General features: G+C 54.2%; 40 protein-coding genes. 21 read left to right on the top strand and 19 right to left on the bottom strand.

Features of this window, described 5'->3' with window-relative positions; all coding sequences use genetic code 11:
• Window position 1: 1 nt before the first annotated feature.
• Both AC5RT4_RS15515 and AC5RT4_RS15510 read right to left on the bottom strand, forming a co-directional pair.
• A complete protein-coding gene (locus tag AC5RT4_RS15515) occupies window positions 2-1,315 on the bottom strand; it encodes a PBSX family phage terminase large subunit (protein WP_494106362.1) in 1,314 nt (437 codons plus the stop codon).
• Complete coding sequence (locus tag AC5RT4_RS15510; protein WP_494106361.1) at window positions 1,287-1,829, bottom strand: terminase small subunit; 543 nt, start codon at window positions 1,827-1,829, stop codon at window positions 1,287-1,289. The genes AC5RT4_RS15515 and AC5RT4_RS15510 overlap by 29 nt, the downstream gene beginning before the upstream one ends.
• Before the next feature lie 66 nt (window positions 1,830-1,895).
• On the opposite strand from AC5RT4_RS15510, the gene AC5RT4_RS15505 reads away from it, so the two are divergent.
• Window positions 1,896-2,273, top strand: coding sequence for a hypothetical protein (locus AC5RT4_RS15505; protein ID WP_494106360.1), 378 nt, complete (start codon window positions 1,896-1,898; stop codon window positions 2,271-2,273).
• Between the two features lie 63 nt (window positions 2,274-2,336).
• Here the strand turns inward: AC5RT4_RS15505 and AC5RT4_RS15500 are convergent, their stop codons facing one another.
• From AC5RT4_RS15500 to AC5RT4_RS15490, 3 genes are read right to left on the bottom strand one after another with little or no spacing between them, the layout of a single operon-like run.
• Window positions 2,337-2,498: a hypothetical protein gene (locus tag AC5RT4_RS15500; protein ID WP_494106359.1), complete on the bottom strand. Its 162-nt coding sequence runs from the start codon at window positions 2,496-2,498 to the stop codon at window positions 2,337-2,339.
• Window positions 2,499-2,510: 12 nt separating this feature from the next.
• Window positions 2,511-3,029 (bottom strand): hypothetical protein, encoded by a 519-nt coding sequence (locus AC5RT4_RS15495; RefSeq protein WP_494106358.1) that lies wholly within the window; start codon window positions 3,027-3,029, stop codon window positions 2,511-2,513.
• 16 nt (window positions 3,030-3,045) lie between these two features.
• Window positions 3,046-3,318, bottom strand: coding sequence for a hypothetical protein (locus AC5RT4_RS15490; protein ID WP_494106357.1), 273 nt, complete (start codon window positions 3,316-3,318; stop codon window positions 3,046-3,048).
• Between the two features lie 121 nt (window positions 3,319-3,439).
• Between AC5RT4_RS15490 and AC5RT4_RS15485 the strand changes: the two genes are divergently transcribed.
• The 3 genes from AC5RT4_RS15485 to AC5RT4_RS15475 all read left to right on the top strand — a co-directional run bounded on the left by AC5RT4_RS15485 (window position 3,440) and on the right by AC5RT4_RS15475 (window position 5,907).
• Complete coding sequence (locus tag AC5RT4_RS15485; RefSeq protein WP_494106356.1) at window positions 3,440-4,252, top strand: BglII/BstYI family type II restriction endonuclease; 813 nt, start codon at window positions 3,440-3,442, stop codon at window positions 4,250-4,252.
• A gap of 62 nt (window positions 4,253-4,314) precedes the next feature.
• The gene (locus AC5RT4_RS15480) at window positions 4,315-5,154 is read left to right on the top strand and encodes a BglII/BstYI family type II restriction endonuclease (protein WP_494106355.1); all 840 of its coding nucleotides are present in this window, start codon (window positions 4,315-4,317) and stop codon (window positions 5,152-5,154) included.
• Between the two features lie 12 nt (window positions 5,155-5,166).
• Window positions 5,167-5,907: an MT-A70 family methyltransferase gene (locus tag AC5RT4_RS15475; RefSeq protein WP_494106354.1), complete on the top strand. Its 741-nt coding sequence runs from the start codon at window positions 5,167-5,169 to the stop codon at window positions 5,905-5,907.
• 44 nt (window positions 5,908-5,951) lie between these two features.
• Here AC5RT4_RS15475 and AC5RT4_RS15470 read toward each other — a convergent pair whose 3' ends face one another.
• The 4 genes from AC5RT4_RS15470 to AC5RT4_RS15455 are packed head-to-tail and all read right to left on the bottom strand — an operon-like array spanning window position 5,952 to window position 8,821.
• The gene (locus AC5RT4_RS15470; RefSeq protein WP_494106353.1) at window positions 5,952-6,290 is read right to left on the bottom strand and encodes a YopX family protein; all 339 of its coding nucleotides are present in this window, start codon (window positions 6,288-6,290) and stop codon (window positions 5,952-5,954) included.
• Window positions 6,291-6,293: 3 nt separating this feature from the next.
• Window positions 6,294-7,241 (bottom strand): hypothetical protein, encoded by a 948-nt coding sequence (locus AC5RT4_RS15465; protein ID WP_494106352.1) that lies wholly within the window; start codon window positions 7,239-7,241, stop codon window positions 6,294-6,296.
• A gap of 54 nt (window positions 7,242-7,295) precedes the next feature.
• Window positions 7,296-7,889, bottom strand: a complete 594-nt coding sequence (locus AC5RT4_RS15460; protein ID WP_494106351.1) for a DUF7255 family protein — start codon at window positions 7,887-7,889, stop codon at window positions 7,296-7,298.
• A gap of 5 nt (window positions 7,890-7,894) precedes the next feature.
• The gene (locus tag AC5RT4_RS15455; protein ID WP_494106350.1) at window positions 7,895-8,821 is read right to left on the bottom strand and encodes a hypothetical protein; all 927 of its coding nucleotides are present in this window, start codon (window positions 8,819-8,821) and stop codon (window positions 7,895-7,897) included.
• A 128-nt stretch (window positions 8,822-8,949) separates the two neighbouring features.
• Here AC5RT4_RS15455 and AC5RT4_RS15450 point away from each other — a divergent pair, with 128 nt between their 5' ends.
• Window positions 8,950-9,234, top strand: coding sequence for a hypothetical protein (locus tag AC5RT4_RS15450; protein WP_494106349.1), 285 nt, complete (start codon window positions 8,950-8,952; stop codon window positions 9,232-9,234).
• 192 nt (window positions 9,235-9,426) lie between these two features.
• Here the strand turns inward: AC5RT4_RS15450 and AC5RT4_RS15445 are convergent, their stop codons facing one another.
• The 5 genes from AC5RT4_RS15445 to AC5RT4_RS15425 all read right to left on the bottom strand — a co-directional run bounded on the left by AC5RT4_RS15445 (window position 9,427) and on the right by AC5RT4_RS15425 (window position 12,928).
• Window positions 9,427-9,819 carry a YopX family protein gene (locus AC5RT4_RS15445; protein WP_494106348.1) on the bottom strand — a complete coding sequence of 131 codons (393 nt, stop codon included), beginning with the start codon at window positions 9,817-9,819 and terminating at the stop codon, window positions 9,427-9,429.
• Window positions 9,816-11,915 carry a DEAD/DEAH box helicase gene (locus AC5RT4_RS15440; protein ID WP_494106347.1) on the bottom strand — a complete coding sequence of 700 codons (2,100 nt, stop codon included), beginning with the start codon at window positions 11,913-11,915 and terminating at the stop codon, window positions 9,816-9,818. The genes AC5RT4_RS15445 and AC5RT4_RS15440 overlap by 4 nt, the downstream gene beginning before the upstream one ends.
• A complete protein-coding gene (locus AC5RT4_RS15435) occupies window positions 11,912-12,223 on the bottom strand; it encodes a hypothetical protein (RefSeq protein WP_494106346.1) in 312 nt (103 codons plus the stop codon). The genes AC5RT4_RS15440 and AC5RT4_RS15435 overlap by 4 nt, the downstream gene beginning before the upstream one ends.
• Window positions 12,224-12,293: 70 nt before the next feature.
• Window positions 12,294-12,572 (bottom strand): aggregation-promoting factor C-terminal-like domain-containing protein, encoded by a 279-nt coding sequence (locus AC5RT4_RS15430; protein ID WP_494106345.1) that lies wholly within the window; start codon window positions 12,570-12,572, stop codon window positions 12,294-12,296.
• A gap of 140 nt (window positions 12,573-12,712) precedes the next feature.
• Window positions 12,713-12,928, bottom strand: a complete 216-nt coding sequence (locus tag AC5RT4_RS15425) for a hypothetical protein (protein WP_494106344.1) — start codon at window positions 12,926-12,928, stop codon at window positions 12,713-12,715.
• A gap of 924 nt (window positions 12,929-13,852) precedes the next feature.
• On the opposite strand from AC5RT4_RS15425, the gene AC5RT4_RS15420 reads away from it, so the two are divergent.
• Both AC5RT4_RS15420 and AC5RT4_RS15415 read left to right on the top strand, forming a co-directional pair.
• Window positions 13,853-14,299, top strand: a complete 447-nt coding sequence (locus AC5RT4_RS15420; RefSeq protein WP_494106343.1) for a hypothetical protein — start codon at window positions 13,853-13,855, stop codon at window positions 14,297-14,299.
• A gap of 90 nt (window positions 14,300-14,389) precedes the next feature.
• Window positions 14,390-15,178 (top strand): hypothetical protein, encoded by a 789-nt coding sequence (locus AC5RT4_RS15415; RefSeq protein WP_494106342.1) that lies wholly within the window; start codon window positions 14,390-14,392, stop codon window positions 15,176-15,178.
• On the opposite strand, the gene AC5RT4_RS15410 is transcribed toward AC5RT4_RS15415, so the two are convergent.
• The 5 genes from AC5RT4_RS15410 to AC5RT4_RS15390 form a co-directional block, all read right to left on the bottom strand.
• Window positions 15,175-15,726, bottom strand: coding sequence for an HNH endonuclease (locus tag AC5RT4_RS15410; RefSeq protein WP_494106341.1), 552 nt, complete (start codon window positions 15,724-15,726; stop codon window positions 15,175-15,177). The two genes, AC5RT4_RS15415 and AC5RT4_RS15410, sit on opposite strands and share 4 nt — an antisense overlap.
• A gap of 10 nt (window positions 15,727-15,736) precedes the next feature.
• A complete protein-coding gene (locus AC5RT4_RS15405; RefSeq protein ID WP_494106340.1) occupies window positions 15,737-16,207 on the bottom strand; it encodes a hypothetical protein in 471 nt (156 codons plus the stop codon).
• Between the two features lie 659 nt (window positions 16,208-16,866).
• Window positions 16,867-18,375 carry a class I SAM-dependent methyltransferase gene (locus AC5RT4_RS15400; protein ID WP_494106339.1) on the bottom strand — a complete coding sequence of 503 codons (1,509 nt, stop codon included), beginning with the start codon at window positions 18,373-18,375 and terminating at the stop codon, window positions 16,867-16,869.
• 66 nt (window positions 18,376-18,441) lie between these two features.
• On the bottom strand, window positions 18,442-18,588 hold the full coding sequence (locus tag AC5RT4_RS15395) for a hypothetical protein (RefSeq protein ID WP_494106338.1): 147 nt from the start codon (window positions 18,586-18,588) through the stop codon (window positions 18,442-18,444).
• Between the two features lie 182 nt (window positions 18,589-18,770).
• A complete protein-coding gene (locus AC5RT4_RS15390) occupies window positions 18,771-19,487 on the bottom strand; it encodes a replication-relaxation family protein (RefSeq protein WP_494106337.1) in 717 nt (238 codons plus the stop codon).
• Between the two features lie 273 nt (window positions 19,488-19,760).
• Between AC5RT4_RS15390 and AC5RT4_RS15385 the strand changes: the two genes are divergently transcribed.
• From AC5RT4_RS15385 to AC5RT4_RS15320, 14 genes are all read left to right on the top strand, one after another.
• Window positions 19,761-20,045, top strand: coding sequence for a hypothetical protein (locus AC5RT4_RS15385; protein ID WP_494106336.1), 285 nt, complete (start codon window positions 19,761-19,763; stop codon window positions 20,043-20,045).
• A 78-nt stretch (window positions 20,046-20,123) separates the two neighbouring features.
• Window positions 20,124-21,023: an ERF family protein gene (locus tag AC5RT4_RS15380; protein ID WP_494106335.1), complete on the top strand. Its 900-nt coding sequence runs from the start codon at window positions 20,124-20,126 to the stop codon at window positions 21,021-21,023.
• Window positions 21,020-21,301: a hypothetical protein gene (locus tag AC5RT4_RS15375; protein WP_494106334.1), complete on the top strand. Its 282-nt coding sequence runs from the start codon at window positions 21,020-21,022 to the stop codon at window positions 21,299-21,301. The genes AC5RT4_RS15380 and AC5RT4_RS15375 overlap by 4 nt, the downstream gene beginning before the upstream one ends.
• A 2-nt stretch (window positions 21,302-21,303) precedes the next feature.
• Window positions 21,304-21,714 (top strand): hypothetical protein, encoded by a 411-nt coding sequence (locus AC5RT4_RS15370; RefSeq protein WP_494106333.1) that lies wholly within the window; start codon window positions 21,304-21,306, stop codon window positions 21,712-21,714.
• The gene (locus AC5RT4_RS15365) at window positions 21,715-21,909 is read left to right on the top strand and encodes a con-10 family general stress protein (RefSeq protein ID WP_494106332.1); all 195 of its coding nucleotides are present in this window, start codon (window positions 21,715-21,717) and stop codon (window positions 21,907-21,909) included.
• Window positions 21,906-22,184, top strand: a complete 279-nt coding sequence (locus AC5RT4_RS15360) for a hypothetical protein (RefSeq protein WP_494106331.1) — start codon at window positions 21,906-21,908, stop codon at window positions 22,182-22,184. Before AC5RT4_RS15365 ends, AC5RT4_RS15360 begins: the two co-directional genes overlap by 4 nt.
• 375 nt (window positions 22,185-22,559) lie before the next feature.
• The gene (locus AC5RT4_RS15355) at window positions 22,560-22,754 is read left to right on the top strand and encodes a hypothetical protein (protein ID WP_494106330.1); all 195 of its coding nucleotides are present in this window, start codon (window positions 22,560-22,562) and stop codon (window positions 22,752-22,754) included.
• A gap of 266 nt (window positions 22,755-23,020) precedes the next feature.
• Window positions 23,021-23,272: a hypothetical protein gene (locus AC5RT4_RS15350; RefSeq protein WP_494106329.1), complete on the top strand. Its 252-nt coding sequence runs from the start codon at window positions 23,021-23,023 to the stop codon at window positions 23,270-23,272.
• Window positions 23,272-24,351 (top strand): ATP-binding protein, encoded by a 1,080-nt coding sequence (locus AC5RT4_RS15345; protein WP_494106328.1) that lies wholly within the window; start codon window positions 23,272-23,274, stop codon window positions 24,349-24,351. Before AC5RT4_RS15350 ends, AC5RT4_RS15345 begins: the two co-directional genes overlap by 1 nt.
• Window positions 24,352-24,480: 129 nt before the next feature.
• Entirely contained in the window at window positions 24,481-24,675 is a 195-nt protein-coding gene (locus AC5RT4_RS15340; RefSeq protein ID WP_494106327.1) for a hypothetical protein, read from the top strand.
• Between the two features lie 29 nt (window positions 24,676-24,704).
• Window positions 24,705-24,989 carry a DUF7695 domain-containing protein gene (locus AC5RT4_RS15335; protein WP_494106326.1) on the top strand — a complete coding sequence of 95 codons (285 nt, stop codon included), beginning with the start codon at window positions 24,705-24,707 and terminating at the stop codon, window positions 24,987-24,989.
• Between the two features lie 103 nt (window positions 24,990-25,092).
• Window positions 25,093-25,275 carry a hypothetical protein gene (locus AC5RT4_RS15330; protein WP_494106325.1) on the top strand — a complete coding sequence of 61 codons (183 nt, stop codon included), beginning with the start codon at window positions 25,093-25,095 and terminating at the stop codon, window positions 25,273-25,275.
• A complete protein-coding gene (locus AC5RT4_RS15325; protein ID WP_494106324.1) occupies window positions 25,272-25,505 on the top strand; it encodes a hypothetical protein in 234 nt (77 codons plus the stop codon). The genes AC5RT4_RS15330 and AC5RT4_RS15325 overlap by 4 nt, the downstream gene beginning before the upstream one ends.
• Complete coding sequence (locus tag AC5RT4_RS15320; protein ID WP_494106323.1) at window positions 25,498-25,692, top strand: hypothetical protein; 195 nt, start codon at window positions 25,498-25,500, stop codon at window positions 25,690-25,692. Before AC5RT4_RS15325 ends, AC5RT4_RS15320 begins: the two co-directional genes overlap by 8 nt.
• Window positions 25,693-25,768 lie beyond the last annotated feature (76 nt).

The raw sequence follows: 25,768 nt of genomic DNA, 5'->3' as shown, positions 1-25,768 counted from the left end.
ACTAGAACCTAGTGTTTAACAATCCTGACGTGATGCCACCACCGAAGGCATTTGATGAAGTATCAGGAGCATAATCAAATGGTCCGATGGCATTGTTGTAGAAGCACATGATCAGGGCGTCAGCCTTATCCGGTGACCTAAAGCCCCGCTTCTTGTAGTCGTCTTTACTCTCGACTGCTCGCCGTCCCTTGGAGTCCATCTTCCACTGGCGACTCGAGAGCTCCATGAGTAGGTCGTCGTCCATCTCGATGTGGAGGGTGTCGATGATGCTTGCCAGGTAGAACCAGGCCTCGCTGATGAGGTTCGGATACTTGTCTGGATCTGATGCTTTGGCTCCGAAGTTGGTGGCCATGACTCGGTAGCCGCGGGCGATCATCTCATCTGTGACTCCCCCGCCGACGCCAGTGTCATCGATCTTGAGCAGGACCGACTTGTCATAGTCAACGAACAGCTCAAGCTTGTCGCATACCTCTGTTGTCCGCAGTTTCGTGTAGGTCTTGGTCGCCATTTCTTTGAGACCCTTGCGCTTCTTGAAGACGGTGCGGTCACTCCCCATGCGGGCCACGTCGACGCCGACTTCAATAGCCCCTTCATCATCCACTTTGCGCTCCATAGCCGACAGGATGGCTTCACGGCTGAGGATGGCGTTATCACCCTGAGCAACCGGTTCACCCAGCCAGACGTGAGCGTAGAGATCCAGGGACACTGCTTTGTCGGCTTCCATCTCCTCACGCAGTTCTGCGGGGAAAAGGCCGGCTCGCTCCAGAACGTCATAGTTGACCTTGCGAACGTAGGTGCGGGCACGTTCCGTCTTGCAGTAGCGGACGTAGACCGGGTCCAACTCGTTCATACGGTTGAAGGTGTAAATCAACTGGCTGCCGGGCTTACGAATTGTAGGGATGAGCAGCTTCAGGCTCGACTCGCTAATGCTTTGAGCTTCTTCCACCCAAGCGATGTCGATACCTTCCATCGACTTGATCTCGGTTGAGTTGTGCCGCAGACCCTTGAAGAGGAACTCAGTCCCGGTGATGGTGTTCCGGATCGATTTCTCGGTGATCTCGTAGTCAGTGAAGCCGTACTCGTTGATGATGTCGGATAAGAGCTTGTGGACTGAATCAGCGATGGTGTTCTGCAGCTCGCGAGTACAAAGGATGCGCAGCTTCTTTTGCCGGCCACGGAGAGTTAGGGCAAGACCAACATGCCGAGACTTACCTGAACCACGCCCGCCGTAGAAGACGATGTTGCGCCAGTCTTCGTTGAAAAGCTCCTCGTATTCTTCGAGGAACTTAATCCTGACTGTCGGCTCGGTCCCCACTTCGGACGATCTCCACAAGCGCCGTCATCGGCTTACCGTCGGTGGTGTGGTCGACCTCTGTTTTGTCTTTCCACTGAGCGTTGTTCTTCAGCCAGAAGATGGAGGCGGAGCCAGGAGCGGCACCGCTGAGCATGCGCTCTTCAACTTGCTCGTTGACTCGGGCTTTCGCCTCTTTTATAGCGTCGGAAAACCTGTCACCTGAAGGGTCGGTGTCATCGCGGTCGTCGTACTTCCCTGACTCGTAATCGATAAGCGTGTCGCGGGTCGTCTTGAGTGCCCTTGCAAGGCCAAGAACGGTGTAGGGCCGCTGTTCGGTCATCACTTCACGAGTTGCCCAATTGGTTGTGCCGTCCTGCTTGACGCCCGATTCTACGCGGCGCATCTCGGTGTGAGGATCACAGGTGTTGAAGTAGGTCTCAATCTGCTGTTTCAGCTCAGCGACCGTTTCGAACTTCAATGGGCGTCCGCCCTTGTTCTTTTCTTCTGGTGATTCTTGAGTAGATGCGTCTGCCATATTGCCCTATTTATGACACAGGCAACGGAAAAAAGAAAGGCTGATATATGCGCTAAGGTTATCTTTATGGAGAATGCAAAGACACCGAATAAGTCCGATATCGTAATTCAGTGGTTCAAGAGTGAAACCTTCTGGCAAAGCGTTGCTGCTGGCACCCTATCCACAGGAGCATTGTCTATTGGCGCTCTAATCGTCGCCACTGCAGTCGGAGTGGTTGACTTGCTTGCGCTCGTGGCATCAGTTCTCGGCTTTGTACTGGTTGCTTGCGCAACGTGGGTGTACGTTACTAGTCATTCAACCTTGGGGAAGCAGCACGCGAAGGTCAAGAAAGTGCTATCGAACGAGCAGTCGGGAGTATCACCCGGTCCAGCATGGATCGGCATACTTGTGTCATTGTTTGGCTTGCTTGCTATCTGGATCTCACAGCTGGCCCTACTCAACTAACGCTCTTGCATCGGGGGACAAAAATAAAAGAGCCCACTGATGGAGCTCTTTTACCCGAAGAATCTAGTCGCTTTTCTTATCCCGCTGCTGGGGAGTCGCAACACCTTGGAGGGTTGTCGTCTTCTCCTTGTCGTTCGAGCTGAACTGCGACTGGTAGACCGTCGAAGGAATTTGAACCTTCGGCTTTGCGTCGTACTTCGGCTTGTCGTCTTTCTTATCAGCCATGGGGGCCTCCTGCTATATCCATGTCACGGCCTTCAGCCAGGAGATAATGACCATTGATAGCCACATCCCGAGAAGTACGAAGTACCCAACCGTTAGTCTCGCGGCAATCTTACCGAGTAACTCCTGCTCACCGCTCAGGGCAGTGATGTTGTCCTCCACAATCCGCCACTCGATGCTGTACGGTTCGGCCGTCAAACGTTCTTGGAAGAGACTCTTTGGATCGCACTCAGGGCCTGAAGATGGCCACATCGTCCACAACCCAACCGCCGCCACGATGACCGACAGTCCAATGCTGATGAACTGCCACCCGGACTGGAGGCTCGTAGTCTGGATGGTCGCCAGGACGCCAGCAGCGGTAACCAGGACTGCTGCTCTTGTGTGCAAAGCATTTCGACGTGCGGCGATTGCCGTTCGTTGACGATCAACTTCTGCATGGACAAGCTTCAGCTGCTCAGTTGGAGACGGCGTTTCATCTGATTCGGTGGTCAATGCAAGCTTGGGAGCGTTGAAGGCAAGGCGGATTGAAGGCATGAAGGGACTCTAAGACCTAACCCTGGCGCTTCAGTTCATCCCAGTGGACACCCACGAGGGCCATCTGAATCGTACTCTCGGGGTTGCTGGCCGTCACACGGTCGGGATCGTCCAGGACCTGAGCAGAGGCGGTGTAGCGGCCCGCCCTGGCGTTCTCTCCGCTGTCGGCAATGATGATCTCAACTTCTTCGTTCGAGTCATTCAGGTAGCCGCGGAACGTCCGAACTTCGGCCACTTCAAAGAGGCCCTGCTTGCGAATGATGTCGATAATCTCAGTGGTGTCTTCCATAGGTGCCTCCCGGTGTCGTTTGAACGTCTGCTTGATCGTATCCAATTGGCACTACTTGAACCTAGGCACTAGTCCGAGGCGCTGCGTCATCTTGTCCTTGACTTCTACTACTGTCAGACCCATGTACATCACCAACAGCTACGACGACCCCGCGGTTGTCCCTGACTTCATCCGCGAGCGCTACGAGTGGCTTGAGATCGGCAATGCTTCCGCGATCCTCAGCGCCGTTGCTCCAGTAGAGTTCAACGACCTCCTGAACGTGCTTGACGACTTCAAGCTCACGCCGAACGAGTGGCTGGTTAAGGGCGGCAACAAGGGTGACATCGCCGCTAACTTGGATGACCGCTTCAGGAAATTCGGCTGGAAGGAGACCCGCATCGACACAGAGATCAGGGGCTACTTCTTCACCGACTTCCGGCAGGTAGGCAGGAACTACGTGCCTCATTGGAAGGAAGAAGTGCCATCCGTCTATAGCGAAGGTTTCCGGGTGGACAACCACAAAGGACGCATGATCGTAGACATCGAGTGGAACGCCAAAGACGGCAACCTCGACCGCGACCTCGCTGCCTACCGTTCCTGGTACGAGCACGGACTGATTGACGGCGCGGTCATCATCACTAAATGCCGGCTTCCTCTGCTGCGGCTTGCACGCGCCATCTGGCGGGACTACCAGGCCACGCTTCCGGAGCACAGACGCAAAAAGGGATTGCCAATCGATCTGAGCACGTCTACGGTGACGGCCTTCGACAAGGCAGAGATTCGGATCAACCGCGGCGAAGCCGGCAACTGCCCGGTGATCATCATTGGAGTGACCGACAAGACTTGGGATGGCACACCATTTGATGCGTATGAAGAGGAAGAAGTAGAGGCTCCAGATAGCCCGTCTGGCCTGTCAGATGCGCAGCTGGCAGCGATGATCGAAGAGCTCGAATAGAGTCCTCCCACTAGTTCGCGGCGCGGCCTATCTTGTCCGTGCCTTCTACTAGTGTCAGACGCATGGACTTGACCTACTCGTATAAGAACGTGCTTCCAGCGCATCTAATTGAAAAATACAACTTCCTCGAGACCCGTAACGCTGCAGCCGTGCTCAAAGCTAGCAACCCGCAGCACTTTGATGACCTAATCAACGTGCTCGATGAGTTTCAGTTGTATGACGCCGACCTGCTCATCCCAGGGGGTAACCGCGGGCAGATTCCGACGCGACTGGACAAGCACTTTGACAGGCTCGGCTGGCGAGCAGTTCGAGTAAACACTGAGTTCAAGTTGGTCGGCAAGATGAAGTCCAGCCTCACTGCCAATGCCTTCGACGTCGACTTCTTGGAAAGCTCCGTGAAGAACCCGGGCTTTGAAGTGGACAACATGAAGGGCCGCGTCGCCATCGATGTTGAATGGAATGCCAAGGACGGCAACTTGGACAGGGACCTTGCTGCCTATAGGTCCTTTTATGAGCTTGGTCTCGTCGATGCAGCTGCTCTGATCACTCGCGATCATGAAGGAATCCGGCAGTTGGCCGGTGACGACCTGCAAAGTACAGACGCCTACCGTCGCCTGGGCACCACCACAACCACCAACATGACCAAGCTTCAAGACCGCATGACTCGTGGAGACAGCGGTGGATGCCCCTTGTTCGCCGTGGGCATCACCCGAAAGACCTGGGCAGGCAGGGGCGTCCCACGCCCTGGAGAAGAGCACACGACTGTCGAAGAACTGCTGGAAGCCTACAATCGAGCTCAAGCAGCCAAGGCGAAAACACCCGGCGCCAAAGCCGAACTGACTGACGAAGAGATCGATAAGGTCATCGAGTCGGTCGAAGATGAGCACAGCCACCTCGACTAGAATTGTCCGATCATGCCTAAGATTTCTCGCCCTGCTCCGTTGCGCGCCGACGTAGAGCCCACACCGTTCACCCCGCTTCCGTCAGTAGAGGGTGGTTTCCAGACTGTTCTGGCCGATCCGCCCTGGCGCTTCCAGAACCGGACCGGCAAGGTCGCACCTGAGCACCGTCGCCTCGATCGCTACGACACGATGACGCTCGAAGACATCAAGGCGCTGCCCGTTGAAGCTAGCCTGTCGAAGAATGCTCACCTCTACTTGTGGGTGCCTAATGCACTCCTGCCCGAAGGTCTAGAAGTCATGAAGGCTTGGGGTTTCCGCTACGTCAGCAACGTCATTTGGGCGAAGCGCCGTAAAGATGGTGGTCCTGATGGTCGCGGCGTCGGCTTCTACTTCCGCAACGTCACTGAGATTCTGCTCTTTGGTGTGCGCGGTTCAATGCGGACCCTCCCCCACGCTCGTAGCCAAGTCAACATGATCGAGACTCGTAAGCGTGAGCACTCTCGGAAGCCGGACGAGCAGTATGAGTTCATCACTAACTGCTCTCCAGGTCCTTACCTCGAGATGTTTGCTCGCAACCAGCATGACGGCTGGCACGTTTGGGGCAACGAGTCTGACGTTGAAGAGGTTCGAGGCAAAGTGCACAAGGGCTATGAAGGTGGAGCTATCAGCTGGCCTGTCATGCCGGACGCTGAGGACGACGCACCGCTAGAAGATGAAGTCGAGATTGAGACTCTTGAGCTAGTAAAGCAGTAGATCAAACAAGAAGAGCCGGCCCGGTTGGGTGCGGCTCTTCTTGTTCAATCTATTAGTTGCGGCGACTCGATGATGTTGCCGACGACCTCATAATGGCTGCTGCTGTCATGAGATAGTGGCCAAGCTGTCGCGCCCTCACCCTGCGCCAAGATGTAGCGGGCGGACTCGAACCTCACGACGCAGTGATTACCGAGCCGGTCTTGCAGGACATCGCCTTCAAAGATGTCCTTGCCGTTCTTATCCTTCACGCCGGTCATCTGAGTCAGGCTGGAATCATCGACATCCCGATCAACTAGATCCGACACCTTATCCAATGGACGCAGGCTGAAGTAGGCCCAAGTACCTTCGCCTTTGTCCCACACTCGAAAACTGATATCTCGCATCCGCTACAGCCCCGCGATGCCTTGCTGCATCATAGTATTCAGTGCATCAACGCCGCCCTGAACGGTTCCGGTGGCTGCAAGGTCTACCAGCTTCAAAAGCAGCGCCTTCACCTTGCCGCCGTCCGGAGCCTCCGAGTGGATCTCTTCTTCTACTTGGTTCGCGACAATCTGAGCTTCCGTGGTGACGTCCTGGGTGACACCAAGAACCATCGGGTTCAACATGGCGCGTACTGAACCAAGGATGCGCTCGACTACTTCAACCTGACCGTGAGTCATGGAGTTGGACTGGGTGACATTGGAGCTCAGCAGAGCGACGTTAACAGCCTGAGATCCCGTAATGGTGACGTTGTTCGTGACTCCAGCTGCTTCCAAGGCTCTATTGACTGAATGTTCAGCCTCTATGACCTTGCTGCCTTTGGTGGTGATGGTCGGCCGCAACAACTCAGCACCCCATGTCTTGGTTCCGTCGATATATTCCTCGTCAATCAACCAGTTTGAAGCGCGGGCCAGTTCCTCTTCTGAGTAGGGCTCGCCCAGGAAGTGATTCTTGGAGCTCTTAAGGAAGTCGCTGATGCCGAACACGTTGGCGCCGTTCAACTGCTCGTCGTAAAGCCAGTTGAGCACAGCATCGCGTATCTCCTTGACCCGGCGCCGCGGATCATTCCGAAAAGTCTTGAAGTCTTCCGCGGCATCTACGCCCAGCTGAGTCAGAACAACAAAGTCAATGCCTCCACCTGGCTTTTCAAACCATATCCATCTGCGCTCTTGCAGGGCTTCGAGGTCGCTCGTAACGCTTTCTCGAGGGCGTCCCTCCAACCTCGCGACGCTGTACAACTCAGTGACATCCACCTGACGTTCACCACTGAGCGGCAGCCAGTCAACCAAACCGGAAAGCAGCTGTAGGTGCCGGAGTCCGGACGTGGTTTGAACTAGTGATTCAACTGTGGACAACAATTTCCCCTTTTAATTTGAGCGACTTCTTTGCCAGTCGGTGGTGTCTCTTCCCTAGATGGCAAGAGCGGCGGATATTCGTTCTCGGTTCAATGCCCAGGCAAGTTCCGGTTCCCGATCGATAACCTCGATCCGGATGACATGCCGCTTACCCATGGCGGGCAGGACCAGATCTTTCATGGCGTCATAAAAGGCTCGCTGCTTCGCCCGGCTCCTCGGACCGAAGTTCACAGTGTCCTTCGCAGCCCAGCCAGTCCGATCTATTCGAGGGCCGTGCAGCCGGCAAAGAGCTCGGTACTCTTCCAGATCAAACCCGTAGTCCACTCCTGGTTCATAGAAATCCAACATCTTCAGGCGATGAGTACTGAAGTGCTGCTCCTCATCCACTTCGATGTGGATGCCCGTCGGTTCATGGATCAAGTCAAAGTCAGCGCGCTTTGTCCGCCTTGGTGACCGCATCACATCCAAGTACCCATCAAGAGCTCTCGCCATCTCTAAGACCGTGTCGAAGAGTGGTCCAGATTGAGTCGGCAGACCAAATGGCCCCCTGGTGCCTATCCAGTCGTAATTACCAGCAGGCACCAGAGTCACGCCGTCTTTAGCGGCAGCGATAAGGAACCGCTGCTCGCACTCCGGCAACTTCCTCAATGGACCTACCCGAGAGTCTGCAGGGCCTGTTCAATGACGCTGAAAACTGCGGTTGCGACGCCCTTAGCGCCGTACTCGGTGACAATCTCCCCTAGCCGCTCAAGGCCCTTACGGATCTTGCCTGGCTCGGCGTTTTCGTCGGCAACCTCTTCCTCAAGTTCGCCAACAAGCGTCTCTGTGTCGAGGAGCTGCTGCTCAGGGAGAGCCAGGGCCGCGCTCAAGGCCCGGTAGGACTCAACCACGTCATTGATCTTGCTGACCTGTTCCTTGGTGAGCGTGTTGCTCTGGGTGACGTTCTCACTGTCCTGAGCGACGTTGACGTTCGTGGAACGTGAGATGTTGATGCTGCGGTCGGTCAAGTTGATTCCTCCTGCGTGCCAGTCGTTCACAGAACGGCCACTTTCAACGGCGCGAGTGCCCTTAGAAGTGATCTCTGCGTAGTAAATGTCGTTATCGGCGGTCTTCCTACCGTCGATAAAGCCCTCTTCGTCCAACCAGTTCTTGGCGTCTTTGAGTTCCTGCTCACTGTACGGCGAGCCGTAAAAGGTGTTCTCGCTATGGAAATCACCCGGAGCGTCGTCGCCCTCGTACATCCAGTGCAGGTAAGCATCCCGGCACGCCCTGTTACGGCGAACCTTGTTCTTCATGAAGGCGCGGTATTCCTTGGCCGCATCAAGACCACCCTGCTTGATGATGACTGAGCCGATGCCACCGAAGGAAGCCCAAAAATCTACCCATCCCCAGCTCTTCATGACTTCGAGGTCGCTCTCCAGCGAGGATGTTGAGAAGCCATACTGAGCTGGGTCCTTCTCCAACGCCTCAATCTCGACCTGATGATTGTCGTCTACCGGCTCAAGCCCTGACAGGACGTCAATCAGGCGCAACTGACGCTGACCAGACGGTGATTGGATAAGCGATTCAACTTCGGACAAGTGCTCCCCCTAATGCGCAAACTATCTGACTCCACCACTCTAGCTTTGGGGTCTGACACACCCCGGCACATCGCCTGTGGATAGACCCGTGAATGACCGCATTCGAACATATGTTCTATACTTTTCCTGTGATCAAGGGTGGAGCTCCGGAGGATGTCGAGCGCATGATGGCTCGCATGGAGGCAGAGGCGAGCCGTCCGATTGATGACCCCGCTCCAATCAGAGAGTTCCCCAAGTTCGGCCGGCCCCTTGTGTACGTAGGCGGGATCTACGGCAAAGCTGTGGGATGGACAAGCAGCTACGGCCTGATTGAATGGCTCGACTCGTCCGGCAAGTACCACATGGGTTGGGCGCACTCATCAAGCATCAAGCGAGTGACAGAGGAAGAGTGGAAGGGTGCTGGCGGACTGTAGAGCCAGAAAAAGAGGGAGCTAAGTTGTACCCTCACTTTGCCCGTTGCAACGACTCGTGCAAGCTCTCTATAAGATCCGTAAGCAGCGGCTGACCACTTATTCTGCTTGCCAGAAATGCTATCCACACTGCTATAAATACGAGTATTGCCGCTGCGAAGATAAATGGAACTGACAGAACGTGACGGATAAGCCTCACGACCTGGCCTCCAGCAACTCCGGATTCTCGTACATGTTCCCAACAATCCGCATGTCTTCTTCGCAATCGATGAGGCCATCCATCCCTTGGTACTGGGGAACACCGTCCTTGATCCAAGTGGCCCGGAAGCCATGGTCACGCCACTCCACGAGGTAGATGTCGCGTGGCTGCGAATCTTCAAAGGGCGAGACGTATTCGAGTATGTCACCGTCGAAGATGTCCGCTCCGGTCATGTCCTGGCAGCCCGTGAAGAGACGGCGGGCGAGGATCTCCAGCTCGTACACGAACTCGTCAGTCTGGATCTCGTCCAGGGTCACTACTTCGTGAAGGATGGTGCCGGCCTCGTCGTTGTTCTTGTAGACGTAGTCGAACTTGAGTGGAGGGGTCATGCTGCTTGCTCCAGCGCCGTATGAGCCTTTGCCTGCTTGTATTTACGGATATAGCGCCCAACCTGCGCTTTCCGCGAAACGAGCGTCGCGCTAACGCCAAGATGTTTGCCTGCCTGGGTACTGTTGCCGAATTTGTAATAGGCAGCGGCGGCAATAGCTGAGGTCACGGGACGCGGATGATCATCGAGATAGCCGTAGGCATCGAGCGCTCTATAGACGTCCGTATAACGGCAGCCGAGTACGCCTTGCAGGGTAGCCGTCATCTGGGCGATGTCGCCACCAGTTTCCCGGTAGATTTTGTCCAATGCCTCCCGAGATATGACGGGAGATTTTCCCCATTTGCTCTCGTAGCCGAGACTTTTGAGTCGCCGCATGATCATTGCCCGGTCCGCGCTCAACCGACGAGCGGTCTCACGGTGGTTGTAGCCACTTGCCTCAAAAGCTTTCACAATCTCGTCGTCAGTAAACCGCGCTTTGGGATGCGGAATGGTTTGATAGCCAGCACGACGCAGACGGTCGATAATCGTGGAACCGTTGACCCCGAAGTGGGCGCCAGCTTTTTTAGCCGATCTAAGTTCGTAGTAGATGCGGGCGATTTCCTCGATGTCGTAGTTATCGTCAGCAGCCTTCGTGGAAATGCCTGCTTTCTTGAGGTGCTTGTAGACGGCGGTGGTACTCACCGAGTACTTCTTGGCGACCGCCGACACGCTCTGCAGCTCCTGGTAGGCAGCCACGACAATGTCTTGAGTGAGGTGGGGCGTGAACTTGAGGGCGTTGTAGCGCTCAAGTATTTCGATGGTTTGGTCTTCAAACTCGAAGTTGTTGAGGCTGAAGTGGGCGTGCTCGATGGCGGTAGGACCATGGGACTCATTGCGGGCGGTGCCACCAGCACTGATACCTCGCTCGCCTTGGATGCTTTTGACAGTGTGTCCGAGCTCACGAACAAAGTCGATACGTTCGACGTTGGCTACAAAGTCCAGCACCGTGACAGTGCTCTTATTGGCTGACCGCCGCAGGCCGCGCCCCAGCTGCTGCTCGAAGACGGTACGGCTTGAGGTGCTACGCAAAAAGACGATCAGTCGAGCGTCAGGAATGTCGATGCCCTCGTTGAACATATCGACGGTGGTGATGACTTGGAGGCGGCCGACACGAAAGCGCTTCAGGATGTCGAGACGTGCTTCACGATCAATATTCGAGTGGTAGGCCTCACCGCCGAGAAGAGTCGCCATACCTTCGGCCATTTCGACGTTCTGGCAAAAGACGATCGTCTTTGCCTTCTCGAGACCAATGGCATGGCGGCGTTCCATGACGTTCTTTGCGATCACTTCGTTACGGGCACGAACAGAAAAGAGCTCACGAATTTGCTTAGTAGTTTGGAAATCGAACTTCTTATTCATCGCTTCTCTAACAGTCTCATCAAGCATGATGTGATAATCGACGGCGCTCAGCCAACCTTCCGCCATGCCCTCTGCCAGTGTCTTCACATACAATGGTTGTCCGAAGTAGGCGAAAATATTTAGCCCGTCGGCGCGCTCCGGCGTCGCCGTCAACCCGAGTTCGAAGCAAGGTTGGAAGAAACCACGTACCTCGCTAAACGTGTCGGCTTCAATGTGGTGAGCTTCATCCCAGATGATGTAATCGAACTGTTGAGGGTCAAGCTCGTCGAGACAGCGATACAAGGCTTGGAAGGTGGCAAAGACCACGTCATGCTTGCCTAGGTCTGCAGCATTGGCCCGGCGGAAGAGTGCAGTGTTAAGGTCACTACCCACTGCCGTAAAGGTCTGATTCGCCTGGGCCGATATGTCGGTCATGTGCGACACGAACAAAACCTTGCCCCCAGGCTTCTCTTCGCGGAGGTAATGAAGCACGTCAACCGCGGCAACCGACGTCTTGCCGAGTCCTGTCGCCAGGCTCACGAGCGCGCGGCGCTGACCGTTATGAGAGCGCTGCTCCCAGAGGTGTTGCCAGACTTCGATTTGATAGTCGCGCAGTTCAAGGGCTGCACTTACGTTCGATCGCACCCAGTCGCTCACCTGCGTCTCGCCAAGCTCGTACAGCTCCGGTGCTAGTCCTGGTGGAGCAGTGATCTCGCTCATGAGAACTCTCCATTCATGAAGCGGTAGCCCTCGACGGTCATGAAGTGACCATCACTCGGATTGACCGTTTCCTGCTTTGCCTCAATCAAGGCCCAGAAGTCCTCATGGCTAATCTCTCGGTCGTACTCGTCAAAGATGGTCTTGTCATTGAGCCAATCCTTCAGCCCGGCAACATCCTTGTAGTAGTCGCCGTCGTTGTATGCGAACAGGAACTGCCAGCCGAAGCTACTTTTCCCGAGGTGAATCTCTTCCTCTGGTCGATGGCAGGCCGGGCAGATGTTAATCCGTGCGTAGTAGTTAGTTCCCATTTATCACCTCCTTACAGGTACTGCTTTTTGATTCGGTCGAGGGCTCTCGCATAGCCCTCGACTTTTTTGGTTACCACCAGTGGCCCACGTCCTGTCCGTTGATAGGAATGCGAGCCAGCCAGTGAGCTTTTGCTGCCGCCCAGGTGCCGTAGCGACGCAGCATGTAGTTTTCCCAAAAGACTTCCTGACAAGCGCGGTTTGTCTGCCAATCAGGGCAAGCCTTCACGAGTTCGCCGTTGCAGTCCTGGCCCAGGCCAATACAACCGATGCTGTTCTCGTTGTCTAAGCGGTTGGTGCTTTCCTTCATGTAGATGAAGGCCTTAGCTTCCGCTTCAACGTCAGCCGGCACTTGCGCTGTGGGCTCGTTTCGTACGCTCTGAGGCGTCTCTACGGCTTGAGCCGGTTCATCAGTCGTCCTGGCAACTTCGACGTTGCTGACGGGCTTTTGAATGTTCTCCGCGTTGGTCTTAGTAGCGTCCGCGGTCTTCGCTACTTGGCTTCTTTTGACACGATCTGGATGTCTTGGATGACGGCTGCACGAGCATCACCGTGAATGTTGATCGCCAGGAAGTAGCCGCCGATCAGTCCGATTGCTACGGATGTAAAGGCGGTGATGGCGTTGGTCTTCACAGCTTCCCAGTTGATGCCCTTTTTAGTCGTGATGTCCTGAGGACGTAGCAGTTCGTTGGTGTTTGGCTTTGCCATGTTGGTGTTTCCTTGCCCGAGAGGGCGTTATTTGTTTGTTTCGGCTGTAGAGCCGGTGCTGGCCGCCAAGGGTGGGCATCGACGACCAGGACTCGCTCTACAGAAGCTTGAAAGCAGGTGGCCGAGCGCTCGGGCCTAGGGCTGGTTTACTAGTACCAACCTGCACCCGAAGTGTGATCGTCTGATGCATCAAACTTCAGCTACACCCGGTCATCTACCTTCAATGTTGAGCGCATGGTGCTAGTAGCAAGGCAAGGCATTTCACCCTGCACGTTGGTCTCTCGGCGTTTACTTAGCTGGGAACGGTTTGCAACCCTTAGCCAGTCAGACTTCTGCTTTGCTTGTTCTTGTCGTCACAGAGGAACTCCTGATGGCAGACCGCTGCGTCTATACTTCCGCCACTAACTACCAGCACTACTGCGCTCAACCGAATTGTCAAAGTTCTCTTGCTCAATAGCCTTTACCCGCACACCTTGACGCTATTTCGACTCTTACGTTATCGAGTCTTGGGACGGGTTACACGTCCGGCTAGGTTCGTTGTCCAGGTAAGGACTATTGAGCTTTATAACCGCTTGTCTGTCCAGCCTGTATATCTGCTGCGCTTTGGTTATGTTTTTACTATAGCAAAATAGCTTGAATTTGCAATAGAATTGGTGTAGTGGAATAAGCAACGATAATAAGTTTACAGAGGTAATCGAAGCTCCCAAGCTAGCCAAAGAAAACCAACTGCTATACCTATATAGCTAAGCGGTCGCCATACTTCACTCTTGAAGGCGAGCACCACCGCATAGATCATGCAAGCCAGGGCGACAATGGAGGCGATGGGTAGTATCCAGGGCACGCACTAGTTCTCCGTTTATATGCTGAGCCCCATTATGAACGGCGCTGACCTGGTTGCAAGTAGAACGCCCATACACTTAGCCCATGAGTGATGTAACAACCGAAGAGAAGAAGGTTCGTCCCTGGCAGTGGCCAGGCGAGTGGTTCAGGGATCAGAGCTTCTGGAGAGATGTCGGCTCCCGCACTTTGTCGGGCCTGATCGTTCTATTCTTCGGCTACTGGGCAGCTCTGCTCCTTGGCTTCATCAAGTCGCCCGACAATTTCAAGAATGCTTTCCAAGTGACAGCCGTCGTGCTGGTTGGAATCGGAACCATAGTCTGGAACGAGAAGCTTCCAACGAAGCCCCTACGCCTTAGGCTCCAAGCACGCTTCCCCGCGCTCAATGGATCGATCGGCGGTGTAGTGACCTACCTGATTGCCTTCGCCATCCAGACCGCCATACTTTTCGTGATCGTTCTCGTCGGTCTTGTTATGCTCCGGCTGATCTTCACAGCAGCCGCTGCCCTTCTAGGCATTGAGCCTAGGTTCTAGCGGCCGACAGGCCTTCGACCTCTTTACTTCGGATCTGTTGACGCGATAGGCGTCCCACCTATTGTCAGCCCCCGTCAGTAGGCTTGAATCATGACTTCTCGTGATCCGCTGCTTCCGGACAACTCGATCCTCACTTCAGCAGCATCGACTGGCCTGGCCGGCGTCTGGGGCAAGATGGACGCGTCGGTTCTTGTGGCGAAGCCCTTCATGTTCGACATGGGTAGTCTGATGCCTGACTACAGCAAGCTAATGGAACCCCTCGCCCTTCAGCTCTCAAAGAGCGTCGCGAGTTTTGTCGCGGCAGCTTATCCCAACCAGACGATCGGCATCCAGAAGATGATCATGGATGCCTCCGGGGTGAACAACGTCTCGAAGATGTTCATGGACTCGCACGACAAGATGCTGCGTGGCATGTTCCCATCTATAAACGTCATCCAGGGGCTCGGCCTGGCGGACCAGATGCAGTCCTCCATTGGGGCTCTTACGAAGTCCCTGGCTACATCCATCGACACCTCATACGTCAGCTCGATCCTGGCTAACGCGGCAACCCTCCGGGACCGATTAGCCGAGGAGGACTACGAGGAACTGGCTGGCGAGTTCTTCGAGAACCAACCGGACCTGGCGCAATCAATTGCGGAGTCTCCCGCGCTACATGCCCTTTCCATTTCCGACCGCCGCTTGATCGTCTGGTTCGTCGGCATAATCGTGACGCTTTACGTCGGAAACGCCCTGCTCCATATCGGGACCGACTACCCCGAAGTGAAGGCCATGATTGATGCCTTTGGACTTGACGCTGGCGGCGGTGTGCCCGCAGGTCTGGCCGCAGCAAAGGCCACGGATATGGCGCTGGAGAGGCTGTCGGAAGTGGAAGGCAACTAGCCCCTCACACTCGCTGCCAGCAATCCATATTCTTTCGGGAAGTTCAGTTCTGCGTCAGCGCCGAACTGGCTGAAAGCTGCACAATCGTAGGCGCGGGCGGCATCACAATCCTTCTCGAAGACGCCTAAGTACTTCCGGCGGAAGACGGCATAAAAGCGACCCGACTTGCCTGGTTGCACGCCTCTAAAGCGTCGAGTCGACTTACGACCTGACTGAGCCCTATTGACGGCGTTGATGCGAGGCGAAACGGAACGCAAGTTTAAGCTTCGATTGTCGAGCTTATCGCGATTTATGTGGTCAATCCATTGACCCTTGAGGGGCTTACACACCATGTGATGCAGATACACATTCCCGGTGCAGCCATCGTTTGCTATCGTTTTGCGTCGGTACGCGTACCCGTTATGCCCCAAGTACCACGTGAACGTACTCAAATACTCAGCGTCATAGTCACCATCAACGAGAACGTACATTCCTCTACCAAGTTTCCCGCTCAGCGGTATACGGACGTAGCCGATATCATCCCAGCTAAGCATAGTTCCATCGACCATCAGCACGATACTAAGCCCTTCGCTCTTCGACGACGAAGCCTGGCAGCACAGTGGGCTTGCGGCCATACATGCGCTTGATCGCACCTTCAAAATCACCTGCTCCCCTATTCTCTGTCGTTCTATTGTTATTCTTGTACGAACTTTGTTCACCCTTCCCGCGAACTTTGTTCACCCCACTACGAACTAAGTTCACCCCCTTTTGGCCGACAGGGGCTACTGCGACGTTGAAGTACCTGTCCGTTGTCTTGAGGTGGCCTTTTATGTTTCGCTTGAGGTAGCCGGCCTCTATAAGCCGCGATCGCATCTTTTGTAGGCCGCGGGGCGTGATGCCCATGTCGTCGGCCGCCGATTCCACTGACTTAGTGCACCATCGATTGTGCGATAGTTGGTGCACCATATCCAGGTAAAAATACTCAGCAATAGATACGTCGAGCTGCTTGCGGACGTTATACCTGAGATGAGCGTACAAGTCTTCTTGCACGAAAAAGTCCCCTACTTTCCTGACGGATATCGGGGACTTCTTAGGATTCTTTACAGTCCTATTTAATCAAGATGCCCCTTGGTCGTCAATAACTTATGTGATTTTGATGGCAAGAGGTTGTAAAGAATCCTGCTATCTCTCTCAAATATGCCTGAACCGGCGCAGTATTTCAATAGCTATAAGTGAGGTTTCTAATGGTTCCATCTATTCAATAGGCGTAGAATATGCGACCATGAGGGCATGACCGATCTAAAACAACTAATAAACAAACGCATAGCGGTGCCCGAGACTAAACACCTTCGCTTCGGACCGACCCCAGCGGAGCATCGAAAAGCAAAGGCATTGAAAAATTCCCCAAATTGGGCTATACCTGTTAGGAAGCCTAGCCTGGCAGTTGGCAATGATGGCACCCAGCAGAAAAGCCCCGAGTCTTAGGATCGGGGCTTGAATGTTTGTTGGGAGCCTTTAGAAGGTGAGACCGCCAATTACGAGGGCGATAGTGACGCCCAAGGCGAGCCGGCCAGACTCAGTAGCGAGCTGACGTTGTATCCAGGGCCGGCGCCTACGCCTGTAGTCGTATCTATGAGGCTGTGCTGACCCGATCCGGGCATATTGCCGGACCACTTCACCGCTCGTTGTATCGATGACGTGATAACGGCTCATGCTGCGGCACCTGCGCCAAGGGCCAAGGCAAGATCTGTACGGGCTGCGTAAAAGTCCTGGTTCTCGACAGTATCCGCGTAGCTTTCTGCGCCCTCGAAGTTATCGACAATCTCCTGGTGCTCGGGAGCCATCGCCTCATAACTCGTCTTGCCATAGTTTGGAGGCAACCAACCCTTACTCTGTGATCCTATGAGGTTAAACTTCTTTAGAAGCTTGGGATCGCGGAACGTGATGTGCGTTGTGCCCTTCTTGTAGAAGTCGACAGTGCAGTACGGGAGCTTTACGCCTCGGGTGGTTCCCGTGTTTTCGGCCGCTTTGAGCGCGTCAGTAACAACGGACAGATCATTGGACAGTGTGCCATCCAGGTAGCTAAACACCTTATGGATGTCCGCCATCTTTTCAGCAACAACCGAACCGGTTGCGTCGAACCGCCCGAAATAGTTCCAAGCTGAGCATCGCGTGATCACCTTCTTATTCACGACGTAGGCCTTGTTGGTCTTCCATCCGTTGTAGTAGTGGATGTTGTTTGACTGTTCATCCCAATACTGGTTTGAGAACTCGTCGAAGAGCCGCACGATTGAGTCATCGAGAGATTCAAGCATCGACTGCGAAAGCTCGAGCTGCATCTGCTTGATGTTCGCGACGTTGAACTCGTAGCGGCCCAGCTCATCGATTCGACTCTGGTAGTCGCTCCGCGTCTTCGATGTGAAGAGCCGGCCAAACTCTGAGGCCTGAAAGAGTTCTTGCCAGTACTTCATGCGGGTACGGTGCACAAGAACATTCCGGTTATTGCCGTATCGCTCCCCATCTACGGTCACCTCGATCATGGACCAGTCCTTAGTACTAAAGCTCTTGCTGAGTAGCGGCTTCAGCGCTTCGTATTCGTCAAGGAACTTCAAACCCGCAGCAACCTCCAGCTCGTAGCGTCGGACAGCCCCGCGAATATAGTCGCCTTCGACTACTTCGCCGGTATAGTCTTCCGCCTGTTCCTCAAGCTCCTGTGCCGCAACGAGGTTTCTTAAGATGTCGCTCGTTGCCTGGCGCTTCGGGACCGTGAGGCTAATTAGTGCAATTTCTACGCTGGTCTTTCGGTCCGCATCCGTGAAACCGTCCGAGATGTACTCAATGTCTGCGCCGTACTCCTCAAGTAGTGCCGTAAGTTCTCGGCGACTATTGGTGTAGGGGTTTCGGATGCTTTCCGCGTTTAGAAGGCAGACGATCTGGCCGCCGTCTCTCTGCAGCTGCAGCGCCTTCAGTAAATGCTTATCGCCATCTGAAAAGGGCGGGTTCATAATGACGAGGTCGTAAGTGCGGTACGTCTGAAAGTCGAGGAAGTCATGCGCTATTGGTTTATAGCCTTTACCTGCTAGGACCATAGATAGCTCGGCGTCTAGTTCGATGGCATCGATAGAGATCTTACGTCCGTACCTGGTGCGTTCTGCCATATATTCGATGATGTCGCCCCGGCCTGCTGACGGTTCGAGAATGGACTCGACCGCATCCATCTGCACCTTTTTCAACCATGCGTGTAATGAGTGTGTGAGGCGTTGGGTAAAAGTCTTTGCCGAACATTAGACGAGCCTCACGCGGTACGTTTCTACGTGGCTGTAGATGCTTGCGCCCTCACCGTATCCAGGATTGTAGCGGCCGCCCTGGTTTTTGATCTTTTGCAGCTCCTCGACTGTTGGCTTGAACCATTCGCTTACGTCAGGGCTCATACCGTCGATCATGCTGTCAAAGGATGCGCGGCGTTGTAGTTCTATCTCACCCCTTCGCGCTTTTGCATATAGTTGATTGAACGTCATTCTGATATTCTCCAGTTATCTTTATTACTCTCCTATTATCTGATTAACTGCGAACATTTGCAATAGAATTAACCCCTGTTAAGTTGTAGTTAAAGCTACTTAAGACGCGCGGCATAGCCTTCGATATGATCCACCGCGAAAAGGTGCTCATACTCCCCCAGCTTGCCATGCATGTAGTTCTTGAGGTTCACGAGGCCGAGGTCAGTGTCAGCCAGGAACAGGACTTCAGGCACGGGGTCTATCTCCGCTTTGGTCACGCCCCTATAGACGGCCACATAGTCACGAATCTTTCGCTCAATCTCCGGACGGTTCTCTTTATCCCGGTCTACCTCTATCCAGAGGCGCAGCTGCTCACTGGTGGCTATAAGTTCAATGTCTGCAAAGAAGTCAGGTCGGACCGTCACCCCGGCAAGCTTCATGTGGGTGTCCGGCTCCGTGTAGTAGCCCCGTATCTTGATAGCGCCCGCATCTTCTTGCTCGCAGAGCTGAACAAAGGCGTCAGCAACCTTGAGACGGTGCTCTGAAACAGCAGAGAAGCGCGGCCTACTATATTTTCCTCTCTTACCAAGGAACAACCAGCCATTGGCACCAAGCTGGTACACAGCTGGACCCGTTCCCCGGCCATGACCGACCACGGCACGCTGCCCCATGCGGATAAGGTACTTCTCGGCAACTAGTGCTTTCTGTGCTCTTCTAAATGAAGTTTCGCTACCAGCATCACCAAATAGTAGGGCTTGTATCTGCTTACTATCGAGCTGCCCGAAGCTATCTACGAACCGCAAAATGTCGGCATGTCGGGCATTCATACGCATGTCCGCAGTATAGAACAGGTTAGCCCCGCGCCCTATACCCGGTTCTCCCTTGTGCTGACGTGGTCTGAGTGTGTCGCCAAGGACACATCAGCGACACGTCTAGCGACACACGGAAAAATGTCTACTTCTCCACACCCACTGATGCCTTTTCTACATCAGCAATTCTATTGCAATTCTGAACGCTTCGATCATAATGAAGCTCAGCACACGGGCCACACCCCGAAAGCGAAGATTAACAAGCTGGACTAACAACTAAACAAGAAAGGAGGGTCTATGAACGATCCCCAGTATCCAGAGCGCCAGTACGGCCTAGAACGGGCCAACATGAGCATTGACCCGCCTGCAGCGTTCAAGAGGGCTATGAAGCTCTACCAGGCACACCACAAAGCCAAGTTCGGCTATCCACCCTCACAGACTGACGTGATCGTCACTTCAGTACTTCAACACAACGATAAGTTTCGCCGCATCTTTCAAGATGAGGAGAAGAAGGGAAGCAAGTATGGCAAAAGGTATATTGATTGCGTCAAGACACAGCAAGCTGGTAAGTCGGCACGCTAAATCACTGGCTGCCATCCGTTCTCGTCGCGAGGCGGTGAAGAACAGGGTTTACGTAGCGAAGCGTCGGGAGTTCACTGTATGAGTGAACCAGTAGAAAAGACCGACACCACCGTAGACTCACTCTTCGAAAACATCCCGGAAGATATCGCAAAGGCTCTAATCGGCCTCCAAGGCGAAGTGCAAGCACTCGGTAAGACCGCTAAGAACGATCACTTCAAGAACACCTACGCGCCCCTCGATGAAGTCATGGACAACGCGCTACCGCTGCTCTCGAAACACCAGCTGGGGCTCATGCAGTGGCCGGTGACGGATCAGGACAAGCACTACCTTCGGACCACCCTCTTCCACGAGACAGGCGTGAGTATCAAAGGCGATATTGAGCTGCTGCTCGTAAAGCGTGATCCCCAGGGACTCGGTTCAGCGATTACCTATACTCGCCGCCAAACAGTCATGGCAATACTAGGCCTCTCTGCTAAAGACGAGGACGACGACGGCAATAAGGCGAGCAACAACTTGCAGCCGGCTAGCCCCGAACAGATCGAGTACATCAGTCAGATGTGTAAAGACCTGAAGTATCCGGAGGACCAGGTTCAGAAGCGATTGCGCACGGTGAAGACCGAGGAACAAGCTGTCGTCGCCATCCATATTCTTCAGCAGGCAGTAAGCCAGCGAGCTAAGAAAATAGCGACTGACGCAGATGCCGCCAAGAAAATACCGGTAGAAGCGGAAAATCAGGAACCGACCAACCGAGATACTGAGGGGGCTGTAAAACAACGCCTTCAGAGCTTCGGCTTCGCGTCGACCAAGTACATATCAGCCTTCATCATGACACAGACGAAGAAGCCGTTACTGGGCAACTGTGGACCTGAAGAGCTAAAGATTCTCAACGAAGTCCTAGATCGCGTTGAACGCGGGGAAGAGAAACTTCCTGGGGATTGGCTGGAGGCAACGTCCCAGGGTGAGGAGTCAACTGCATGACAGAAGCACTTACCCGAGATGAAGTAATCCGCACAGTCATCATCGACCGTGCGGAACTACTAGCAGCAGATCAGCTACTCGACCTGGTAGATCATCTACCCGTCGATATTGAAGAAGCAATCAAGGACTTCAGCGGCACAGTGGAGCTAACTGCTGCAGAGCAGAAGGTCCTAATCAAACACAACGTCAGCATCGCCTGGGAGCTCCTCGAGTTCGCCAAGGAGAAGGAGCTGTACGGACCAAACTTTAAGGTGGGTAGGCCACCAAGGAACAAGTAGACATGTCAAACAGCAAAGTCACAGCTAAGGAGTTTCAGGCTATAAAGAGGCGATTTAAAGATAAAGCCACTGCCAAAGAGGTACAGGCCGAGTTCAAGCGCGGCGAGACAGTCATTCGTCGCATCAGGAAGGCTCGCAGCTGGCCAGCTTACCAAGCAGAAAACAAGGCTCGCACTGAACGCCGTGAAGCCCTAATTGCTTTAGATAAGCAAACTCAGTCTCAGTCCTTCCAGGCCATGCCGATCATCAACATTAAGGCTAGCGCGGAAGATCCAGACAAAGAACGAGCCGATCGTCTCCAGCGCGAGCTAGAGGGTTACCACAAACGAGATGCTCGCGAACTCGCAAAGAAGGCGAAGCAGGAACGTAGCCTCATTGGACGCTTCCTGGCCCGTTTTAGGAGGACCGTCTAAATGCCAGGAACAGTCGAAGGCGGCAAGAAAGCTGCAGCCAAGAATTTAGCCAACGATCCTAACTTCTACGCTAGGATCGGCCGTATTGGTGGAAGCAATGGTCGCACAGGTGGCTTTGCAGCTAATCCAGAATTGGCGCGCATCGCAGGTGCAGTGGGTGGTCGTAAGAGCCGCCGCAAGAAGACGGTCGCATGAGTGATCAGCAGCTACCAATGTTTGACCTGGCTGGCGAAATGAACCGAGCAAATCTCCGTTTACGGACGAAAGCAGGCGCATTGACGGCCAGTACTTTGAAGGCTGTCCAGTGGTACTGCATCGAGCATGGACTAAAACCTGACGCCTCTAGCGCACTTCCGCTGCTGCAATTTACGGATGCTGCTGGCAACCATCACGAAGCCGACATTGCGGACGTGGTGGCTGCCTACGCTGACTTCAAAAAGGAAAAGCACGGCAAGCGCCGCAGCGCCTAGTAATCCCCCGGCCTTACACAGCGCCGGCAGACGAAGGTAAGTGATCCCAGGTCATCGTCTCGCTTCAGCTCACGCATGGAGCAAGGAAAGGCCGACCACTTCTCGCACTGAAAGCAGTAGTGCTCATTCAAGCCATTCTCGACCATCCAGGCAACGACACGACGCCGAAGAGGATCACCAGCAACAGCGGGAGCGCGTTTAGGACGAGGACCAAGATACTTATTCACGGCCTTCTGAATAGCCCGCTCCCCCACGCTTAGTCCCAGGTCTTCGATGATCTCTGAAGCAGTCTTGCCCGATTCGGCAAGAGCGAGGACTTCGTCTAGATCATAGTGGCGGCGTGGCATATATACGACTAATTATAAAGGAGAGCCTATGAACAAAGAACAGTACAAGATCGTCAAGACGATCCTGAATATGGGAGGCGACCCTAAGAAGTTCGCGAAGTTGCTCAAGGTTGAGCTGTCGGAAGTGCTTCGCGTCCAACACACAGCAAGCTTTGATGCATACGAGCAGCAGGGCAAAGAGCCTCTAGACATGTCGGACTTCCTCAAAGCCTTCGGCCTTTAGGCATAGTTCGCGATAGTGTGCATCAGCAAATGACCATTGTCCGACCCATAAAAGGCACCTGTTAACAGAGGTCAGGCAGTGAAAACCCATAGCAGCCCATCGTGGCGCTGATTCTGCAACTAGACAAACAAAGCCGAATGTTGCGTCGTAGCCATGTTTTACAGGCTTAGACCATCAACACCGAACGCCGTCAAGTGACGGCAAAAGCTCGGACTTTTCCACAGGAAGGTGGTGAGCAGTTACACAACTAAATAAGGAGAAATCAAATGATCAGTGAAGAACTAACCAACAAACGAGCCGAAGTTACGTTGAAGCTTATGGGTGACCTGTCCGCTTCCGTAGACAACCTGCTGAAAGAGGGCAAGGCAGTAGAAGCCAGCAAGGTTGCTGACTCACTCACCCTGCTCATCGTCAAGACGCATGAGGTTGAAGCAGTCAACAGCGTCGCTGACAGCGCCGAGCGCGTCGCCCGAGCCCATCGCCTCGGTCGCAAGCATGACTTGGGAGACCTTGAGTAATGGGTGCCTACGACGACATCCTCAGGGAGCACATGCATAGTTACGTCTTTGGCACTACGACGGAGAGCTCAACTCCCAAGCAGAAGTACAGCTGGGTCGACGGATTGAACCGCTGCCCTAAGTGCGACGAGGACGTTACTGACTGCAGGTTCTACTGCAACGAGTGCGATTACGGCAAAGACAAGAAGACGAAGCCACCGAAGATGCAGGGGTACGAGTTCATCGTCACCGACGAGTTCCCGCACGGCAAGTACTTCCGTTCCGCTGACAAGAGCTTGTTCGAGACAGTCATCATGGAGCCCTACAAGAAGCAGATGATTGTCGAAGCACTCTCACTCGTGGAGAACAACGACCTGATCTTCAAGCAATGGGGCTTCGAGGACACGATCGAGAAGGGGACCGGCGTCTCACTGCTGTTCCACGGGCTTCCTGGAACCGGCAAGACACTGATGGCCCAGGCCATCGCTGACTACCTCGGCAAGGAGCTGGTGACCATCACCGCCGCTGAGGTCATGGACAAGTACGTCGGTGAGACCGAGAAGAAGATTGCTCAGATGTTCGACAAGCATGCAGAGGATGTCATCCTCTTCGATGAGTGCGACTCTCTGCTGAACAGTCGCGAGAATGCCCGCGCATCCTGGGAGGTGTCCCAGGTGAACGTGCTACTCAACAAGCTTGAGAATCATCGCGGCGTCACCGTCTTCACCACTAACCATTCCAGCAACCTAGACAAGGCTCTCGACCGACGTATCGCCGTCAAGGTGAAGTTTGAGATGCCGAGCCAGGAACTACGTAAGCAAATCTGGCAACGTATGTTCCCCAAGAAGGCACCACTGGCTGCTGATATCGACTGGGATCTCTTGGCTGCTTACGAGGTGACAGGTGGCTACGTGAAGAACACCGTTCTTCGGGCTGCTCGCATCGCTGCCTTCCGTAAGCAGAAGGAGATTACCTTCGCCGTGCTGAAGGAAGCCCTGAAGCAAGAGCTGACGGCGCTCATGGAGTACGAATCAACCGGCGCCGATTCAGAGCTGGCAGAAATACCGGTCAAGGACCAGGCAAAGGCCTTGGCCAGATAGCAACAAACGTAAGGACGGCTAGGACCGTCAAGGAACAACAAGATGTCACTATACGAAATACACGATCTAAGTAAGTACAAGATCGAAAAGAACATACCAGTGCCGCAGCGAGACTCAAACACGAGGCGCATGGTTCAGATAATCGGAAAGATGGAGGACGGCGACAGTATCGTTCTTCCAATCGAACTGCTCAACGTCACGAGAAACGTCACCGCCGCGTCAGAGAACAAGTTTGCAATCCGTGAGATCAAGAACAAGCACGGTGCCGTCGAACGCTTCCGTGTTTGGAAGAACCCGTTCTTGACGGACGAGACAGATAACTAAGGACGGCTAGACCGTCAAGGAACAACCACATGGAAACGGACTACGTTGAGTTCACGACCATAGATACTCCTGCGGCTGAGCGAAAAAAGCTCGATGTAGGAGACATCTTCATCAATCAAGCGAAGTGCCTGGCCTGTGGCTGGATCATTCGCAGCAAGAATCGTCACGACTACCGCTCCTGCAAGTGCGGGAAGCTCAGCATCGACGGCGGCAGCTGGTACCACAAGCTAGTCGGCAGCGACCTAGAGACCAACGCTGAAAGCCACGTTGTCTATTATCGCGAGCTTCATAAAGACGAGGACGACGAGTCATGAGCCTCTTCCAGCGAATCCTCCACAAGCTCGGGTACTGCCCACGGCAGCAAGCTAACTGGCCATGCAGCGGTGAGCCAGGTCGCTGCGGATGGGAGTGGAAGTCATGAGCGACAACACACTAATCGCGGTCGCGTTCGTCGTGAGGATACTCGGAGGCGTCGCCATAGTACTTGCCGGGGCTTACCTGCTAATGAATCAGCACCCCGTTGCCGGTGGCTGGACGATTTTCGGCGGCCTACTTATCGCAACTGTTTCCATTAGCAACTCAGGAGGCGAAAAGTCATGAGCGAACTAGCTCCACGACCGAACGATCTTGAAACACAGATCAAAGAGAAGTTCGCCGGCTACACAGACGGCCAGATCATGCGCCGCATGGAATCAGCCGAGGCCTTTCGATCTGATGATGAAGAGTACGAGCTCACCCGCCGTCTCGGAGCAGTCGGTCTTTCCTGGCGATGGTCATCACGGAACAAAGTGCTGATCTACGACCCAGCGGAGGAACTACGCGATGAGTGAGCAAAAGACCCAAGAGTTCAGAGCTCGAATAAAGACCATCAGGAACATGGCAGCTGCTCCGGAGTCACGCGAGATCTGCTCGCTGCTGCTGGAGTTAGTCGATCACTTGGGGCAACCGGATGAACCGGAAGAGTGTGGCTTCACAGGGAATAGCAACGTAAAGGCGGCTGAGCCCGTCAAGGAATAACTCGTATGGGAGAACTCGTACTCATATTCGCGCTCATCGGATTCGGCCTATCGGCGTTCGTGTCTGGATTCAAAGT

This window comes from Arthrobacter sp. sptzw42, from assembly GCF_059089685.1.
The sequence above is the reverse complement of the archived record's forward strand: the minus strand, read 5'-3'. Positions and strand labels throughout refer to the sequence as shown.